Below are 19,005 nucleotides of genomic sequence, written 5' to 3'. Positions count from 1 at the left end.
ACATCCTATTTTGACTTTCTAAAATTGATTTATGGCTCCCGGCCCAAATGAAATGAAGGAGAATTTAATAAAAAAGGCCATTCTTTTTGATAATTCAGACCATATTGAAATAAGGAAATCAGCATCCGTGCAGTCAAGCCCCATACGATTTCGTTTTCGACTCTTAAACTAGGGAAATATAGTGATTGCTGGGCAAAACGAACTTCATATGGCGTTGGCGGTGTTTCTAAAAGCTGTCTTAATGATGCAAAAAAAATACGGTCAATTTCAGTGGGTTGAGGTATTAAATTTACGTCAGGCGGGATCAATCCCACGATCGGTTTAACCAACATCCCATTCCGTGCTTTTTGCATCGGTAAATCACCCAAAAGCTGCACATCAAATGGATTTAGAGCGGTTTCTTCTTGAGCTTCTCTTAACGCCACCACGATATTACTGGTGTCTTGGGCATCACGTTTGCCACCGGGAAAGGACACTTCACCTGCATGATTATTCATATAGAGTGAGCGGCGGGTCAATAAAATACGTGGATTATCTTCTTGGGTAATCGCAATCAATACAGCGGCATGCGCAGGTTGAATACGCTTAGAAAAACGTAAACTTTGCTGCAATCGCTGAGTCAATAAACCCTCATCCATCCACATTACATCCTTATAATTATCTTATTTTCATCATAGCTGAATTTCGGCCAAGCTGGTTAGAAATGATGCCAAAGTTTTATTTTTAAGTTATTCTGACGGTTCACACAATCCATGACGATGAATATGAACTTTTGCTCAAACTGCGGACAAAAAACAAAAGAAGCGATCCCGCTTGGAGATCATCAGATACGCCGTATTTGTACCGCATGTGGGTTTATTCATTATGTGAATCCTAAAGTCATTTGTGGTGCTTTAGCCGTTTGGGACAATCAAGTTTTACTTTGCCGTCGTGCGATTGAGCCACGTTATGGGCTGTGGACATTACCTGCTGGCTATATGGAACTCTATGAGACGATGGAGCAAGGTGCAGCGCGTGAGACTCGCGAAGAAGCTGAAGCAGAAGTCAATATTGAGCAACTGTATTGCATATATAACATTCCCCGTATTGGGCAAATTTATGCCTTGTTCAAATCTGAACTAATCAATGGCGAGTTTGGTGCGGGTGATGAAACCATTGAATCACGATTATTTAGCGAAGAAGATATTCCTTGGGATGATTTAGCCTTTCCTAGTGTGGAAAGAACGCTGCGGCATTATTTTGCTGACCGCAAAACAGGTCAGTTTGAAATGCATCTCGAAACCCTTGGTACGCGACTCGATCACACAGGTTAATTTACAGATCTCTTAATTAAAAAAGCCCATCATAAGATGGGCTTTTTTATTTTACTCATATTTGATGATTATTTTGCCTTGATGGTGTAACAAGGAGCCAAATCTAAAGAAATATCACCACCGCTTAACTTCGCCGTTTGAGCCGCAGCAGTATCATTTGGATTCTTTAAGCTATAAATATAACTAAAGCTGGCCAAACTATTCCCCCACTTCACCACTTTATTATCCGAATCCGTCAAAGCAACGCCAGAGGGACGCGTGCCTGCATTGGCATTGATCATATTGTGTAACTGCACTAAAGCACCGCCCACAACCATTGAGGTGTCCGCAGATGTTTTCACACTTGAGTTCATTCCAATCAGCGCGCCATCAAGGGTATGGAAATATGGGTCAGCTAAAATCATACGAATCGAAATGGTATTTGGATTGATATTTCCTTCAGGCGTAAAGGTACGGGTTGTCGTTCCGATACGATATTGCTGTACACCTTTATCATCTTTCATTAACAGTGGATCGAGCACATCTTTTCCGCTACAGCCTTCCGTCGCATGTGTAGACAAATCGACAATTTGACTATCTTGACGAGTAAATACATCATCTGGCACGCCAGATTTTATATTTGTGCGAATATCACCATTACGGTCAATCACCACACCCAATTTCACTGTTTTAATCGAAGTATCGGTAAATTTAAAGGTTAAATCTGCATACAAGGGGAAGATATAATTTTGTCCAGCAGCAACATTTTCAACAGACTTAAAGACTTTTTTGTCTAAATACGACAGCGGATAAAGCTTGTATAAATCCATCGTGCCTTTAAATTGCACTTGGTTAATGTTTTGCTCCCAAAGACCTAATTTTTTCTTATCATCGGCCGTCAGAACATAATCATCTTTTTTAGCCATTAACGTTTTATATAAACTTCCACCTGTACCGACCACCATTTTGTCGGCAAGTAGCGTCCCTTGTTTAATAATCAAAGGGCCAGAGTTGGCTTCTTCTGCATCAAAACGGAAACCCAGAATGCCAGGTTTATCAATTTGCTTGGTAAGCGGATCGATCCAATTGTCCTGTGGCGTTGCTGTTAAACGTGTTGGTCGAACCTGCGTCAAGAGCAAGACATTCACACCACCAATAGTACTCAACTGTTGATCAACTTTGCCCTTCCACTGTAAACCACTACCAAACGTCATACCTTGGCGGTCCGTCATTAACATGAAATGACCAAATAAATTGACTTTTGAACTATCGGTCGGCAAACATTCATTTTTGTCACAGCCGACCAGTCCATTTGAACCACTGGCATTGGTAATCACACCATCAGTTGAAAACAACGCAAACTCTGGCTGGTAAACCGCAGCCGTTGAGATATTCATGAGTTTTGCAACTAAGGTAAATGCATTTTCATTGCTGACTTCGGACAGGTCTAGCCAAGGTGTAAACAGGTCATTAAATTCCGTATCTGAACTGATACTGAAATCTGCTGTCGCGACATTTCGAGTGATTTGATCAATCAATACTTTATCTACATTGTTGATATAAACCGCTTGGATATCTGTAGCTGTAACTGCGCTGTTATTTTTCAAAGCCAAGGCTTGAATAATTTTAGCTAAACGCATGGCCACTTTAACCGTTGCGTCGGTATTTGAAATCGTTGCAGCAGGTTTACCCGCGATGCCAGCTGCCAAATCCAATAAGGTCAAGCGTGGAGGTGTCGTACCACTGGCTACATTGGAAATTTGCTTCAAATCTACTTTACCCAAATCAATTCGACGTGATTTTTCACCTTGGACAAAGAAAGTTACCGTATCGCCAATCTTACAAGCACCTGTCGAAACACCTTCTTTTAGATCAAATAAAGTAATGTAGGTATTTTTAACGTCGCTCGAACAATTAAAATTCAGACCTTCAATTGGATAATCTAAAACGAACTCAACACAGCCTTCGGTATTACTTTTACAAGTACCATTGGTTGTACTGGTATCATAAATTTCAGGATTCACATTTGCACTTTCACCGCCACAGCCACTGAGCGCTGCAACCAATGCCGTTAAAGCAAACGGTAATAAAATTTTATTTTTCATCCTAATTCTCTTTTTATGTCCTTAACGGATTGCTGTTAATTTAATTTGGCCTTGATTGGTTAATACGCGACCATCGACGTCAATTGCTGTTGCTAAAGGCGTTAAAAATAAATACTGGCTACCTTTAGGCACTTGAATCACGCCTTCAATTTTTTCATGGTAAAGATGATCCGCTTCACCTTGGTTATTTTTGAATCCACCTGCGCCTTCCATGACACATCCATTTTTGTCTAAAAATACCGCAAATGGCCAATAAAATGTAGGATTTTGTACTTTGGATGCAAATGAATGTATACGAATATTTTGTAATGGTGATTTTAGTTTTACGACTTCATAGTCAAATTCGTCCGACAATGGTGCTCGAGGCCATAAGTTAATATCTTGTGCCAAGTCAAGCTCTTTGGCTTTCTTCATTTTTTTATTTGAAAAACATTGCTGACCTAAACCTTGAATGGTATCAGCTTGTGACACCCGATAATATGATGTGGCTAAAGTGATTGGGCCTGTATCTTCGGGTTGATTACGTTTAAATAAATTATCAATGACGGAGCGACTGACACCTTTTTCACGTTCAATGGTTTGCATCCGCGTTTGCCCCATCTTGCTATCAATAACGCCTTCGGGCATGGTGTAAAAGCGCTTTTTGCCTTCTAAGTTAAACTCTTTATCTTCAAGATATTCATTATTGACATACTTTTCACCAGCCATCGTCGAAAAGCCTTGCTCTTGTTTTGCCTTAGCCGATTGTTTTGAAGGATGATTTTCTAAGTTTTCACCTGAAGATCGTACGGATTGATCAGTACTGACTACTTTCTCAGCAAGGATCTTTTTCTCGAAGACAGGTTTATCTTTTTCAGCTAGAACTTTGGACTGATACGCTTCACGAGGTTGGGTTAGCTCTGATTGCTGTAACTTTTCTGTCCATGCGGTTGAAGGCAAGACTTTTGCTGTCGTATCTGCCGCTTGTGCTGACTTTTCAGATTTGCGAACTTTATCCCCTGAGACGTCTTTAATTTTATCTACTGTGACAGCTTTAATTTCATCCCGTTTTTCCGGCTCGCGTATACTTAAATGTTGAGAATTCACCGGTCCAACAGCCTGTGCTGTTGGACTCGTTTGACGTGTCATCGGTGTCTTGGTTTGAGACGGACTAATGCTTACGGATGGTTGAGTAATTTGTTGTACAGGTTGAGAGTCTATCGTTTTAGCAGTTGGACTTTCTTTAGGTTTCTTTGCTGGTTTTTCTTGCACTTGTACCACCATTGGGCGCCCATCTGGCCCAATAATGGTATGAAACGCCCCAGCGTTGGTATACGACACTTGCACCACAGACAGTGCAAGTAACGTTTTTATGAATAAAATCCTTTTCATTCTGTCTGCTTATCCTACCAACGAGTTCTGTAATTTAATCCTAGGATGGTGATTTTCGTATCGGTTTTTACATTCAGTCCAGCATATGGGTTTAAAAGTAAGTTATTCACACCGGTTAAGTTTGCAAGACTACTAGTATTCGCTGGAATGTTATCTTTACTGCGTAAAAAGCCGATTGATAAATCTAAATCCGTATCTGCATCAAAACGATATCCAATCCCCATACCAAAGAGCTGCGCACCATTAATCGGGACCATGGTATTTCGCTTACCATCAGGAATAGACGTACTCCTTGGTTCATAACCTGCACGTAATTTCAAACGATCTGTTGCAGAATATTCAATACCAATACCCCAGTTCCAAGGCGATGTAAATTTCAAAGGTAAGGCCAAAGAATTATCGGTCACATTTTCAGATAATAATTTTGCAATTTTCAGCGCTGAAATTTGACGGTCGAATTCAAAACGGAATTTGTCCCAAGCACGATAATCGGTCCAGCCCACATCAAAATTAATTTGTAAATCAGGCATAACCTTATATTTGATCCCGGCCTGTACGTGCTGTGGATATTCAAAATCCATCGAAACCAAACCCGACTCCGAGTTAGGCACGGCATTTGGGAAACCCAAAATTGCAGCTAAAATTTGACCTGTTGGTGATGACATTAATCCCTTAATCATCTCCTGAGGCGCTTTTGCATTATGAATGCGATAACGACCTTTCATGCGCATTTTCGCAGCGCTTTGGTACACCATACCAAAACTAAAATCTTCGCGTGGCTCCCACAAAACCCCTAAGTTATAACTTGGGCTCAGTGACTGCTCTAAAGCCAATTCCATCTGACCAAATTTGCCAAATGGATTCATTCCTTCTTCGGTATTACACATCCCCAATAGCAAGATGTCGGTAATAATGTCCGAATTTTCCTTGAATGGCGTACAGACGACTTCATCAATCATCCTTAACATGCCGATCAACTCATTGGGAAATCGTAGATCTGATTTCAATCCAATGGCTTGATAGGACATCCCTACACCACCACCAATCGATAACTCATCACTAACTTGATAACCCACAGTTGGCGATAGATAAGTAATACGCTCTAGAGCAACTTGTTGCCCCATGAAATTACCTGGGTTGCCATTTTCAGCACCAAAACCCGCAATCAAAGGCGCATAAACGGCGGATGCAAATGTTGCTTTAGAACCTGGTGGATTATAGGCAATCCCCATCGTTGGTGCGGCAATGGGTTGGCCAGCACCAAAATCCACCATCTTTTTTAAGACAGGTACATATAGGGATGCATATTCAACATCACCAGAAACCTTATCTTTAAAGTCCGTACAAATATCTGCCGTTACTTCAGGGCCATCATTACAGACCATTGGGTCATCTGAATAACCAAAGACGTTATAACCCGCAGGGACGGTAAATTCACGTTGAATATCAAAGTTTGCAATGATCCCCTGCATATCGGTTTGCAAACCTTCAATTTTAGTTAATGCTGCAGGGTTAAAATGCACGGCACTAATCCCCGGAGGATCAGCAGTTACTGCATTCCCTAATGCAAGTGACCGTACATCAACTGAAAGGTTGGTACCCAATTGTGCAAAAGCAGCACTAGAACAGCCCGTTAAAACGATCGCACTAAAAAGTGGGCTGAGTCGAATTTTACGCATACGACAGCCCTCTTAACGAAGTTTTTTTCCAAAACCTAGAATATCTAACGGGAAAGAAAGTCCTAAAGACACATCTGGTGCATCTTCAGTTAAACCTAGCCCCACCGTACCGTTCACAATCGTATCTGGAGATACACGTACACCTAAAGAAATTGCTAGAGTTGAACTGGTTTGGTCTGCAGGTGAATAGGATTCGCCACTGCTATACGTAAATTCTGCGCCAGTGTTGAAACTTTGTTGATATGACATGGTGAGGGAAACATCGTAGTTAAACGAGTATGCAAAACCGAATGCAAAACCACCACTAATTCCCGGTTCAAACTCTTCAATGACACGCGTACCACGACGTTGGTTTAAACCCGTTTCTTTGAAACCATAGTTAGCTGAAACAGATGCAAACAACACAACAGGGTCAATATATTTACGCGTACTCGCACCGATACCTGCCGAATAGTAACCTTTACCTGTTGCTAGATCATTTACTGCATTGACTTCGTATGGACTATCACCTGTTTTCGTAGATAAATTACCAAATAAAATCAGTGGCAAACGACCTTGCTTCAATGGGAAGGGTTCCCAACGTGCGCCTAAAGAAATATCCCCTAAACCCGCGGTTGAAGTATCTTTTAATAAGTCAGTTTTCGCTACTAAAGGCAGAGATGCAGAGAATGTCAAATTGTCCATTACACCGTATTGCACGGTAAATGTATTGGTCATTGAGTGTGTTGCATTCTCTTGTACACGGAGTTGATAAAGTTGGCCTTGTGCCATTTCCATATCAAGTTGAGTATCACGGTAATAGGTATAATCGATATCGTAAAAAGATGATATTTCACCTTTTTTAATCAATGAATACTGACGTTCATTCGAGCTAAATACTTCCTGTAAGTTAGCTTCTTGACTCGCATCACCCTCTTGCTGTTGAAGTGCTGTCGATGCCTTTTCAGTGGCAGTAGCACTTTCGACTTGTGGTGCCTCAGATTGTACTGGCTCTTCAACAGATTCATACTGTCCAATTTCAGGCTCGGCAGCAGCTTCTTGTGCATTATCAGCTTGGTTTACAGTAGCAGGAGATACAGACTCTTCTACGACTGTCTCTTGTTCAACTGGATCATATTCTCCAAGGCTTGGCTCTTCAGCTGCATAGGCAACCCCCATCACCACCTGAATACTCATGGCTAGTAGTGTTTTGTTCATCCATTTACGATTCATGTTCCTTCCCACCGTTGTTATTTTTTTAATCCTGACACTTTGTTATACGCTTTCATCTAATTATTTACTCTTGTAGTAAAGCCTTAGAAAGTTGTAATTCGATTTACCATAAGACTCCGACTCTTCATTCATGTTTTTATCAAGTCGTATCGTAGATGCCTTGTCTGCAATTTTTTCCATGTAAAACTGCGGATATTGAATATCAACCAATGCATAACGGTTGACGGTTGCATCTTCAACATGTCGCAAGTCTGAATCTTGCAAAGCTAATAAATTTTTACGTTGCTCAGGCGCAACGTTGATTAAGAATAATGTGTTGTTTTCCCATATTTCTTGGAATCTAACTTCATCGAAACTGATATTGCCCAGTGCTGGATCTGCAACATAAACACGCCCATCTTTATAGGCTTTAAAAACCACAAAATGTTTAAAACCAGCATATGAAATGGGAACAATCGCAGGCTGACCTTGCTTAACTAGATCTGAAAACTCACCTTTGTAGCCCCCACTGTCTAGCCCCACAGCAGCGACAAAACGTTTCATGTCTAATAAGGAGAAACTTCGACGTTCGATGATTTTTTCAGTTTCACCAAATTTCAGCAAACCATTCATGGTCTGTTGTTCAGTTAGCTGTGTCCCGACATAACCATTTAATAAAGTGGTTAAGGCTGCTGAACCACAACTGTAGTCATAAGCTTGCCGAACGATGCCTCGAAATTGATCTTCTATGGCAGGTTTAATTTTTACAGATTCACGGTGCATCCGAGTAAAGGAATCATTTCGTGAATCCAATGTTTCGGTATAGTGAACTGTTCCGACTGGCTTTTCTTTTAAATCAAAGGACTCTTTGGCAAAGTAATACATCAATGCCGAGCCTACTGCTATCTCTAACATATCTTCTAACTTTTAGTTATCGGCAATGATGTGCCTTTTTTCATTATTTTTTAGAGCTATTGCTCTACATCCATGTATTATGCAAGATACCTTTTTTTTTATAAAAAAACAGCATTTTTTTATGCTTTATTGGGTCATTCCGCACTTTTTTGTAAAAAAAAGCGCGTGATCAACACGCGCCTTATTTTTATGCTAAATTACTTACTAGAAATTGTAATTACAGAACCTTGGTTATATACACCCATAGCTGGGCTGTAGAACGTTTGTAAACCTTGAACTTCGATATCACCAATTGAACCAGCGTCTTTACTTCCTAGATGAACACCTTTCACATAATTATCAATTGGACCAGAGTTACTTACCATTTGAATATAACCATTATTTGTGCCTTCTTTACCATAAATACGAACATCTTGATTAATTGTTAAGTCAGTTTTACCAGCATCAGCAACTTTGATGCTTTCGATAAAGATTTCACCTGCTTCACGTGTAGCGGTTTTAGTTGATGCATCAAGGATACCTAGATCTTTAATTTCTAAACCACCCTTCATAGTTGTACTCAGTTTAATCATAGCCCCTTGTGGAGCAGCACCTAACTGAACATTAGCAGTCATTGGTCCAGTTTTTAGAGAAAGACCAGATAAAATTGCATTGTAGTTTGCATCTGTACCTTCAAGCTTACCACCACGGCGAATGCCTGTAGTACCAGCTGTACCAGATGCTGTTACACCAATTTCACCAATTTTAATATCTAAACCAGAAACATCAGCTGCGATGTTAATGAATGCACCATTTGCACCAGTACCAGCATCAGTATCAATACGTAAATCAGCTAAATTGCGAGAAGGTAGAAGATAAGCTCCACCGTTATCATAGTTTGCACCAATAACGATACCTTTATTTTCTAAAGGATCACCAGCTTTCTTGTTACCTTGAATAACGATCGCACCAGCAGTACTTGTACCGCCCTTAGCTGTATCCGTTAAACCGTCGTTATCGTGAATGAAAAGTTTTTCAATTTCAATTTTAGAGATACCAATCCCGATGTTAATACCATCTTGACCAGTGGTTGAACTAAGTGCAGCATCGTCCATTGCTTGCATAGCCATAGCATTCGCACTAAATGCGATTGAAGAAACTAGAGCTAATTTAGTGAAATTTTTCATACGGTACTCTCCCAAGAGTATTTATTTTTTTTGATTTTCAACCACTCGATTTATTCAGCTGTAATATTATTTTGTGACAACTGCTAAATCTTTCCTTGAGTTGTTTGCTCGCTCGATTAAATTATATCCAAGCTGAAATTTGTTCAACTGTTGTTGGTCGCAATCTAATTCTTACCGATAAACGGTATTTGCAAACCAAATGAATTAGGAATGGTATAAAATCCATTTTAGTCTTTAAAGTTAATTTTTCTGTTGATGCAAAAACCAATTTCTTTTAAAAAATTTATTCTCAAACAAACTGTTAGTGCTCAAAAAATTTTGCAAGCGCTTGCGCCCTTGTCACATGTGATTTTTTTAGAAGATCAAAACCAACCTGTTATTTGCTTTTTGGCAAATCAATATCAACAATTGAAGAATGATGAACTTAAAGCTTATGTCCGTACCAATTTAGATCAATATGAGGAATCTGATACTCAGCCCTTGCAAAATATTGCCTTCCAAGATTTATGTTCAAACTTAGGCAGCGGGTTTTCTGGGGGCTGGGCTGGTTTTATTAGCTATGATTATGCAGCGCAGCAACAGATTTCCTTGCACGCCAAAGCGCAACCTCGCTTGTTTTTAGGACAATTTTCCAGTTTTTTAAAATTAGAGAATGATGGTTGGTATTTTTATAGTTCAGATCATTCTGCAGCTAAGATTTACGACTATATTGATCAGTTCATTCAAACAGAGATCACTCAGAATCAATTTAAATTAAGACAAAAATGTACTGCAAGATGGTCTAAGTCAGACTACACGAAAGCCTTTGATCAAGTGCAGGAATATATTAAAGCGGGTGATTGCTATCAAATTAATTTAACACAAGAATTCACAGCTCAAGCAAACGGTTCACTCTTAGATACCGCTCAAGAATTTTGGTCACTGACTGATGCACCATATTCAGGCTACTTACGTATTGATGATTTTGAAATTTTAAGTTGTTCGCCTGAACTTTTTATAGATTTTAAGCCTAAACGCAAGATTATTACTAAACCAATCAAAGGCACGATGCCTCGCTATGAAGATCCAGTTTTAGATGCGCACTCAAAACAACGATTAAAATCATCTGAAAAAGACATGGCCGAGAATGTCATGATTGTCGACTTACTACGTAATGATTTGAGTGTTTATGCTGAAACGGGTTCTGTAAAAACACCTAAACTTTTTGATATTGAAAGTTTTAACCAAGTGCATCACATGGTCAGTGAAGTTGAAGCCGTGCTGAAAACAAATGTAAATCCTTTTGAGGTTCTGATGTCGGCACTGCCGGGCGGTTCGATTACCGGCGCGCCTAAAATTCGTGCGATGCAAATCATTGAAGAACTTGAAGGCTCCCCGCGCGGCGCCTATTGCGGCTCGATGGGTTATTTTAATCACGATGGTACAGGCTCTTGGAATATTTTGATCCGCTCTATTCAAAAATACCAAGATCAGGTTTCGCTGTGGGCAGGCGGCGGAATCACCATCGCGTCAGATTGCGATGCTGAATATCAAGAATGCTTTGATAAAGTCGAAGCCATGCTGGATTTGTTAAATACCTGGCATAAACCTGAATAACAAAAAAGCGATTCTATTGAATCGCTTTTTTGATCTATCTATCCCAACTTCCTTTTAAAAAAGGAAGATTAGGCTAGATTTACATTTCGCGGAGATTGCAAAGATTAAGCCAAAATATCGTTTTTCAAAGTATCTACAAGGCGCTGATTTTGTTCATCTGTACCAATGGTGATACGAAGGAATTGATTAATCCGCGGCTTATTAAAATAACGCACGATAATTCCGCGTTCGCGCAAATCAGCAGCCAACTCACTTGCATCTTTATTAGGCAATGATGCAAAAATAAAGTTTGCCGCAGACGGCAATACCTTAAAGCCCAGCTCAGACAGCTGCTCTACAAGCTTTTCACGGCTCGCAATCACCTTGGCATTTTGCACTTCAAAATACGCTTGATCCTCAAATGACGCCACGGCTGCTGCAATCGCAAAACGATCCATCGGATAAGAGTTAAAGCTGTTTTTTACCGCTTCAAGCGCTGCGATTAAATGCGGCTGCGCAATCGCGAAACCAACGCGCAAACCGGCAAGTGAACGCGACTTAGACGTCGTTTGACAAACCACAAGGTTTTCATATTTCGCAACCAAAGCCACAGCAGATTCCGCACCGAAATCGACATACGCCTCATCAATCACAACCACTGAATTCGGATTGGCTTGCAACACTTCCTCAATTGCAGACAAACCTAAAGCAATACTCGTAGGCGCATTCGGATTGGTAATAATGATGCCACCATTAGGTTGTTTATAGTCATCCACCACAATTTCAAAGTCATCGTTCAGGGGCAAAATTTTAGTATTGGCAGCTATACCAAAAAATTGGCTATATACCGGATAAAAACTGTAGGTAATGTCAGGATACAGAACCGGCAGTTCTTGCACAAAAAAGGCTTTAAAAATGTGCGCCAGCACTTCGTCCGAGCCATTGCCGACAAAGACCTGCTCAACAGGTACTTGCTGCTGTTTTGCAATCGCTTGCTTTAACTCAGACGCATCTGGATCTGGATATAAACGTAAAACATCAGCAGAATTTGCCAACACTTTTTGTACTGCTTCCACCACTTTTGGCGATGGCGGATACGGATTTTCATTGGTATTGAGTTTTAAAATATTTTGGATTTTAGGCTGCTCACCAGGTGTGTACGGTTCTAATTCACGTACATCAGGGCTCCAAAAACGCATTTGTTCAGAGGTAATATTTGGCATTTTATTTTGCTCTTTTTCACCCTCTCCTAACCTCTCTTGCACTTCGCTTTAAAGGAATCCTTAAAGCTAGTTCAGGGAGAGGAATACTCATTTTATGAGATTTCCCCTCTCCTTTCAGGAGAGGGTTAGGGAGAGGTTTATAGTTTTGGAAAACTAAGTTTTTCACCTAGTCTATATTTAATTACTGATAACGATAGCGTGCTGAACGCGCATGTGCATCTAAATTTTCCTGCTGCGCTAATGTATCAGCCGTTTTCGCTAAAGTTTTCACGCCAGCTTCAGAACACATGATTAAACTTGAGCGCTTTTGGAAATCATATACACCAAGCGGTGATGAGAAACGCGCTGTGCCAGAAGTAGGCAACACGTGGTTTGGACCTGCACAGTAATCACCAATCGCTTCCGGTGTATAACGCCCCATGAAGATTGCGCCGGCATGGCGGATATCTTCAGCCATTTCCTGTGCTTCATCTAAGCACAGCATCAAATGTTCAGGCGCAACTTGGTTAATCAATTCGGCGCCTTCCGCTCGGTCTTTGACTAAAACCAATGCGCCGCGGTTTTCGATTGAAGTTCGCGCAATATCTGCTTTTGGTAACGCTTCTAAATGCTTTTCAATCCATTGCTCAACTTGATCTAAAAGTTCTGCATCTGGCGTAATAAATACCGCTTGAGCCACAGTGTCATGTTCCGCTTGTGACAATAAATCCATTGCCAGCCATTCAGCATTGTTTTGACCTTCGGCATAGACCAAAATTTCGGATGGCCCTGCAATCATATCAATACCGACTTGACCAAATACTGCACGTTTTGCTGCAGCAACAAAACGGTTGCCCGGGCCAGTAATTTTGTCCACAGATGGAATAGTTTCTGTACCATAAGCCAATGCTGCAACCGCTTGCGCGCCGCCAATGGTAAATACACGGTGTACGCCGGCTAAGTAAGCTGCTGCCAAAACCAATGGATTCAAATCACCATTCGGCGCAGGCACCACCATAATAATTTCAGGCACGCCAGCAACATGCGCAGGTACAGCATTCATCAATACAGAAGACGGATAAGAAGCTAAACCGCCCGGCACATAGATACCCACACGGTCCAGCGGTGTGACTTTTTGACCAAGCGTATTTCCTAGAGCATCAACATAGGTCCAGCCGTCTTGCTTTTGTGCTTGGTGAAATTCACGAACACGGTTCGCAGCAAGTTCTAAGGCTTCACGCACTTCTGAACTTAAACCATCAAATGCTGCTTTCAGCTGTTCTTGTGTCAGCTCTAATTCTGAGAATTGATGCGCTGGATGTCGATCGAACTGCTGTGTCAATTTAAGAACATGAGCATCACCATGCTGACGAACATCAGCAATGATTTGGTCAACGGTTTTTAAAAGTTCTGGATCATTCACAGTTTCAAAAGCCAACAAGTCAGCAAAAGCTTGCTTGAAGTTTTGATCTTGAGTCGATAAACGTCGCATCAATTTACCCACAAGGTAATCTATTGGAAAAGATTAGTTTACCTGTTTTACAGCAGCTTGTGGACATCTATCGCATGTGTTCATGTGGAGTTTTATTGAAAATAACTTTCGTTAAAATTGATGAAAATACAGTTTTATCATTATTTTTCAGTTTTCATAAAAAAACCGCCCAAATTTGAGCGGTTTGATCAGCATAGTTAGCAACTCAACAAATTATGCTTTCTTTACTTGCTCGCGTTCTTCCACGGCTTTTTCTAGCTGTGCAAGAATCGGATTCAACAAAGTTTGTTTACGTTTAAAACTTGCTTTGTTCACGATTAAACGTGAAGACACTTTACAAATTTCTTCCAAAGGCTCTAAACCATTGGCACGTAAAGTGTTCCCTGTATCCACAACATCGACGATGTAATCACCTAAACCAACCAAAGGTGCAAGTTCCATAGAACCATACAGTTTGATCACATCAACTTGCTCGCCTAAGCTTGCATAATATTGACGGGTTAAATTGACGTACTTAGTTGCAATCTTTAAACGACCTTTCGGACGTACCATGCCGACTTTACCAGCCGTCATTAACTTACAGTTGGCAATTTTTAAGTCCAATGGTTCATACACATTTTGTGCACCATGTTCCATCAGCACATCTTTACCTGCCACCCCAATATCTGCAGCACCATTTTCAACATAAGTTGGTACATCAGAAGCACGTAAAATTAAAATACGTACGTGCTTATGGGTCGTTGGAAAAATTAACTTACGAGATTTATCCGGATCTTCCAATAAGTTAATGCCAGCTGTCTCCAACAATGGCAAAGTTTCTTTTAAGATACGTCCCTTACTTAATGCTAAAGTTAAACCATGATCAAAATTGCCCATTACGTCAAAATTGGGATCATCGTTTCTCATATCGCTCATTAACTTACTCGCTTAATTTGGGCACCTAAACCTTGTAACTTCGCTTCAACATCTTCATAACCACGGTCAATATGATAGATACGGTCAATCAACGTTTCCCCATCAGCGGCAAGTGCTGCTAAAACCAATGAGAAAGAAGCTCGTAAATCAGTTGCCATCACCGGTGCAGCAGATAATTTCTCTACACCTGTAACAACAGCATCATTACCTTCAACCTGAATATTAGCACCCATACGTGCTAATTCAGGTACATGCATGAAACGGTTTTCAAAAATCGTTTCTGAAATTGTGGCAAAACCACGACCAATCGCATTCACCGCCATCAGCTGTGCTTGCATATCGGTAGGAAATTCTGGGTGTGGTAAAGTCTGGAAACTTACTGCTTTTGGGCGTTTACCCATCATATCCAGTTCAATCCAATCTTCACCGCGCGTAACTTCCGCGCCCATTTCTTCAAATTTATCTAGCACAGACTCCAACAAGTTAGGATCTGTATGTGTAGTTTTGATTTTACCACCTGTGATCGCTGCAGCAGCTAGATAAGAACCTGTCTCGATACGATCTGCAACAACGGCATATTCACAGCCATGTAGGCTTTCAACACCAGTAACAACTAAAGTATCAGTGTCCAAACCTTCGATTTTTGCACCCATCTTGATCAACATATTAGCAAGATCGGTAATTTCAGGTTCACGAGCCGCGTTACGAATGGTCGTTACACCGTCTGCAAGAACCGCAGCAGTTAGAATATTTTCAGTACCACCAACTGTGACCATATCAAAGACAACTTCGCCACCTTTTAGACGACCATCCACTTTGGCATGCACATAACCTGCTTCAACTTCAATTTCAGCACCAAGTGCTTCTAAAGCTTTTAAATGTTGATCTACAGGGCGTGAACCAATTGCACATCCACCCGGCAAAGACACTTTTGCACTACCATAGCGCGCCAATAACGGGCCAAGCACCAAAATAGATGCACGCATGGTTTTCACGAGTTCATATGGTGCAAATTGGTTATCTAAGCTAGAAGTATCAGCCTTAACCGTATCACCTTCATAACTGATTTGAACACCTAAACCTGCAATCAATTTCACTAAGGTGTTCACATCTTTTAGATTTGGAACATTGGTTAATGTAATAGGTGTATCCGCAAGGATAGTTGCAGCGAGTAATGGCAATGCAGCATTTTTCGCACCAGAAATACGAACTTCACCTTCGAGCTTAGTACCGCCCTGAATCAGAAATTTATCCATTAATTATTAAGCTCCGAATAAGCTTGCTTTGCGCCATTCTTCTTTGGTCATTACACGAATTGTTACTGCATGTACTTCACCGCTGGCAATGTAGGAGTTCAAAGGTGCATAAACAGATTGTTGACGAGCAACAGGACGTTTCCCTTCAAATTGATCATCGACGATGCGTAGATCAAATTTGCCGCCTTGCCCACTAACTGCGACCTCAGCTTCTGGAAAAGCAGCTTTTAAAATTTCAGTGAGCTGTTCACTATTCATCACAAGACCCCATATAGGACTAACGGTGTAAAACCCGTCATTTTACTATAAATCTAAAAAATAATTCATTAGTCACATACATTATATATATAAAAAAAGAGGTTATAAAAAACCTCTTTTTGTACAATGTACAATCTAAACCGTTAAAGGCATATAAATGAGCTGCATTTTTCGATGTTTATGCAATTGTTTTTTTAATTTTTCAGACAATTTTTTGATCGAGGTATACATATCATCAGCGCAAGCTTGCGCAAAAAGTTCGGTCCCAGGTAATCGTATAATCGCTTCCGCAATATGGTTATCACTACCTTTTTTTGAACGTTTATCAACCTGATGATCTTTAGTCAGTTTGACTTGCATACTATTGACCTGATCTAAATGTTTGGTCATTTCCGCAAATTTAAGACGAATATTTTCTTCTATTGCTGGCGTAATTGTTAAATGGTGGCCACGAATTGTAATCTGCATAATTCTATCCCTCACCTTCTTTCAGGACTGGAAAAGTTCAAGCCGAATTATCCAACTCAATATGCGAAGCATACATTTACACGATCAGATCATTTCGGCTATTCCTTATATAAAAAAGAGATTCATTATTTCGTCATAATGAATCTCTAGAATAGTCAGATTTTCAAATTTAGATCAACACTTTTCGCTCTGAAGATGATGGAATATGTAACGATTCACGATACTTCGCAACCGTACGACGAGCAACATCAATACCTTCCGCATTAAGCAAAACTGCAATTGCATTATCAGACAAAGGCTTACGTGTATTTTCTTCTGCAATCAGCTTTTTAATTTTTGCACGAATTGCAGTCGAAGACGCTTCCCCACCCGATGACGTTCCAACATGACTTGAGAAGAAATATTTCAACTCAAATAATCCACGTGGTGTGAGCATATATTTATTTGTGGTTACACGGGAAACTGTGGATTCATGGAGTTCGACTTCTTCGGCAATGTCTCGTAGTACCAAAGGCTTCATTGCCTCAGGACCTTGTTCAAAGAACGCTCGTTGATGCTCAACAATACATGTCGCTACTTTTAATAATGTTTTATGTCGTTCATCAATGCTTTTAATGAAGTTCTTAGCTTCAAGCATTTGATTTCGTAAATATTGATTATCGTCACTTTGATCTGCACGCTTGATCATATTGGCATAAAAAGAATTTACCCGTAGTTTTGGCATTACATCAGGATTTAATTGAACCAACCAATGTTCATTCTTTTTTAAGACCACAACATCTGGAATTTGATAGTCTGAATCTTTATCTTCAAACTCTTGCCCTGGATGCGCTTTTAAGGTTTTTAACAAAGAAATGGCAAGTTTGAGCTGCTCCGTATTTAAACCGGTTTGCTTAATCAATTTGGGTAATTCATTGGTAATCAGCAATTCATAATTTTTTAATAATAAAATAGCTTCATATCGATATTCGACATGCTCAGGAAGATTTTCAACTTGCACCATTAAACATTCGGCAAGATTGCGTGAGCCCACACCAACAGGATCTAGACGCTGAATATGCTTTAAAACTACTAAAACTTCGTCATCTTCGACTTCTTCTTCATAATCCATAGAGTCTAAAAGATGCTGAACTGATTGGGTAATTTCATTTAAGTCACAATCTAAAAAACCTTTGTTATCTAAGGCATCGATAATACAGTGCGCAATTAATTTATCGATCATAGAAAAGTGTAAAAGATTAACTTGCTCAAGCATATGCGCTTGTAAACTTTGATGACCCTGCCGATTATCTTCGCGCTCTTCAAATTCAGCAGCGCCTAAACTTGTTGGTTGATGCGTATAAACATCATCCCACTCCGTATCCACTGGTAATTCATCAGGCAAATGATCGGCATTTAATTCATTGGTTAAGTCTTTATTTTCCCTTTCTTGTTCTTGTAAGCTATTTAAACTTTCAACGGTATTTTGTTCTTCAACTTTCTCTAATAGAGGATTACTGTCGAGTTGGATTTGAATTTCTTGTTCCAATTCCAAACTTGAAAGCTGTAATAAACGAATGGCTTGTTGTAATTGAGGTGTTAATGATAAGGAATTGGCAACCTTTAACCCCATCGCTAATTTCATTAATAACTCCCCCTATAATTAACCGCACTTTATAAGCAATTTTTATGCCGTTTTATTTTTTATAGCATAATTTCGAAGAGAACGCCCGATTTTTTGTCTTTTTTAGACTCATTATTCAGCTAATTCATTCTTCTATTAGGAACAATTCGCCTTATAAATTAACTATATAATTAGATTTGTTATTCATTTTACTCCGGCTGTCACTGTATTTTTTGTTTTTCATTGTTCTTATTATTTTCCCCCACATAAAAAAACACCCCCTGAGATATCAGGGGGTGTTTCGAATAATGAGCTGGCGATGACTTACTCTCACATGGGTAACCCCACACTACCATCAGCGCTAAGAGGTTTCACTTCTGAGTTCGGGAAGGGATCAGGTGGTTCACTCTTGCTATTGTCGCCAGCACAACTGTTATGGATACTTGCTTAGTCTAATCTCAGAGCAGTGCTCTTCGTGCTAAGTTTTCTACCAAATGAGTTATTAACAGAAGTATTT

Annotated in this window: 16 protein-coding genes and 1 rRNA gene; 2 read left to right on the top strand and 15 right to left on the bottom strand. The window is 40.1% G+C overall.

The window, feature by feature from the left end:
• Window positions 1–29: 29 nt before the first annotated feature.
• Window positions 30–638: an NUDIX hydrolase gene (locus AVJ20_RS07595; protein WP_078191182.1), complete on the bottom strand. Its 609-nt coding sequence runs from the start codon at window positions 636–638 to the stop codon at window positions 30–32.
• A 126-nt stretch (window positions 639–764) separates the two neighbouring features.
• Here AVJ20_RS07595 and AVJ20_RS07590 point away from each other — a divergent pair, with 126 nt between their 5' ends.
• The gene (locus AVJ20_RS07590) at window positions 765–1,313 is read left to right on the top strand and encodes an NUDIX hydrolase (protein WP_111884828.1); all 549 of its coding nucleotides are present in this window, start codon (window positions 765–767) and stop codon (window positions 1,311–1,313) included.
• Window positions 1,314–1,381: 68 nt separating this feature from the next.
• Here AVJ20_RS07590 and AVJ20_RS07585 read toward each other — a convergent pair whose 3' ends face one another.
• The 6 genes from AVJ20_RS07585 to AVJ20_RS07560 form a co-directional block, all read right to left on the bottom strand.
• Complete coding sequence (locus tag AVJ20_RS07585; protein WP_111884777.1) at window positions 1,382–3,397, bottom strand: hypothetical protein; 2,016 nt, start codon at window positions 3,395–3,397, stop codon at window positions 1,382–1,384.
• A 21-nt stretch (window positions 3,398–3,418) separates the two neighbouring features.
• The gene (filE, locus tag AVJ20_RS07580; protein WP_111884776.1) at window positions 3,419–4,768 is read right to left on the bottom strand and encodes a putative pilus assembly protein FilE; all 1,350 of its coding nucleotides are present in this window, start codon (window positions 4,766–4,768) and stop codon (window positions 3,419–3,421) included.
• Between the two features lie 14 nt (window positions 4,769–4,782).
• Window positions 4,783–6,447, bottom strand: a complete 1,665-nt coding sequence (locus AVJ20_RS07575) for an OmpP1/FadL family transporter (protein ID WP_111884775.1) — start codon at window positions 6,445–6,447, stop codon at window positions 4,783–4,785.
• 12 nt (window positions 6,448–6,459) lie between these two features.
• Window positions 6,460–7,659 (bottom strand): hypothetical protein, encoded by a 1,200-nt coding sequence (locus AVJ20_RS07570; protein WP_111884774.1) that lies wholly within the window; start codon window positions 7,657–7,659, stop codon window positions 6,460–6,462.
• Window positions 7,660–7,719: 60 nt separating this feature from the next.
• Window positions 7,720–8,553 carry a C39 family peptidase gene (locus AVJ20_RS07565; protein ID WP_111884773.1) on the bottom strand — a complete coding sequence of 278 codons (834 nt, stop codon included), beginning with the start codon at window positions 8,551–8,553 and terminating at the stop codon, window positions 7,720–7,722.
• 197 nt (window positions 8,554–8,750) lie between these two features.
• A complete protein-coding gene (locus AVJ20_RS07560) occupies window positions 8,751–9,719 on the bottom strand; it encodes a DUF6160 family protein (RefSeq protein WP_111884772.1) in 969 nt (322 codons plus the stop codon).
• Window positions 9,720–9,974: 255 nt separating this feature from the next.
• Here AVJ20_RS07560 and AVJ20_RS07555 point away from each other — a divergent pair, with 255 nt between their 5' ends.
• Window positions 9,975–11,315, top strand: a complete 1,341-nt coding sequence (locus AVJ20_RS07555; protein WP_111884771.1) for an anthranilate synthase component I family protein — start codon at window positions 9,975–9,977, stop codon at window positions 11,313–11,315.
• Between the two features lie 104 nt (window positions 11,316–11,419).
• Here AVJ20_RS07555 and hisC read toward each other — a convergent pair whose 3' ends face one another.
• The 8 genes from hisC to rrf form a co-directional block, all read right to left on the bottom strand.
• On the bottom strand, window positions 11,420–12,517 hold the full coding sequence (gene hisC / locus AVJ20_RS07550; protein WP_111884770.1) for a histidinol-phosphate transaminase: 1,098 nt from the start codon (window positions 12,515–12,517) through the stop codon (window positions 11,420–11,422).
• A gap of 181 nt (window positions 12,518–12,698) precedes the next feature.
• A complete protein-coding gene (gene hisD / locus AVJ20_RS07545) occupies window positions 12,699–14,000 on the bottom strand; it encodes a histidinol dehydrogenase (protein ID WP_162689747.1) in 1,302 nt (433 codons plus the stop codon).
• Between the two features lie 201 nt (window positions 14,001–14,201).
• A complete protein-coding gene (hisG, locus tag AVJ20_RS07540; RefSeq protein ID WP_111884768.1) occupies window positions 14,202–14,903 on the bottom strand; it encodes an ATP phosphoribosyltransferase in 702 nt (233 codons plus the stop codon).
• Window positions 14,903–16,159, bottom strand: coding sequence for a UDP-N-acetylglucosamine 1-carboxyvinyltransferase (murA, locus tag AVJ20_RS07535; RefSeq protein ID WP_078191193.1), 1,257 nt, complete (start codon window positions 16,157–16,159; stop codon window positions 14,903–14,905). The genes hisG and murA overlap by 1 nt, the downstream gene beginning before the upstream one ends.
• A 6-nt stretch (window positions 16,160–16,165) precedes the next feature.
• On the bottom strand, window positions 16,166–16,417 hold the full coding sequence (ibaG, locus tag AVJ20_RS07530) for a BolA family iron metabolism protein IbaG (protein ID WP_111884767.1): 252 nt from the start codon (window positions 16,415–16,417) through the stop codon (window positions 16,166–16,168).
• A gap of 135 nt (window positions 16,418–16,552) precedes the next feature.
• A complete protein-coding gene (hpf, locus tag AVJ20_RS07525) occupies window positions 16,553–16,885 on the bottom strand; it encodes a ribosome hibernation-promoting factor, HPF/YfiA family (protein ID WP_078191195.1) in 333 nt (110 codons plus the stop codon).
• A 169-nt stretch (window positions 16,886–17,054) separates the two neighbouring features.
• Window positions 17,055–18,509, bottom strand: coding sequence for an RNA polymerase factor sigma-54 (locus AVJ20_RS07520; RefSeq protein WP_078192378.1), 1,455 nt, complete (start codon window positions 18,507–18,509; stop codon window positions 17,055–17,057).
• A gap of 290 nt (window positions 18,510–18,799) precedes the next feature.
• Window positions 18,800–18,914, bottom strand: a 5S ribosomal RNA gene (rrf, locus tag AVJ20_RS07515).
• Window positions 18,915–19,005 lie beyond the last annotated feature (91 nt).

It is taken from the genome of Acinetobacter sp. CFCC 11171 (genome assembly GCF_003268405.1).
GTDB classification, from domain to species: Bacteria; Pseudomonadota; Gammaproteobacteria; order Pseudomonadales; family Moraxellaceae; genus Acinetobacter; species Acinetobacter amyesii.
Note: the sequence above shows the minus strand (reverse complement) of the source record. Positions and strands in the feature narration are given on the sequence as shown.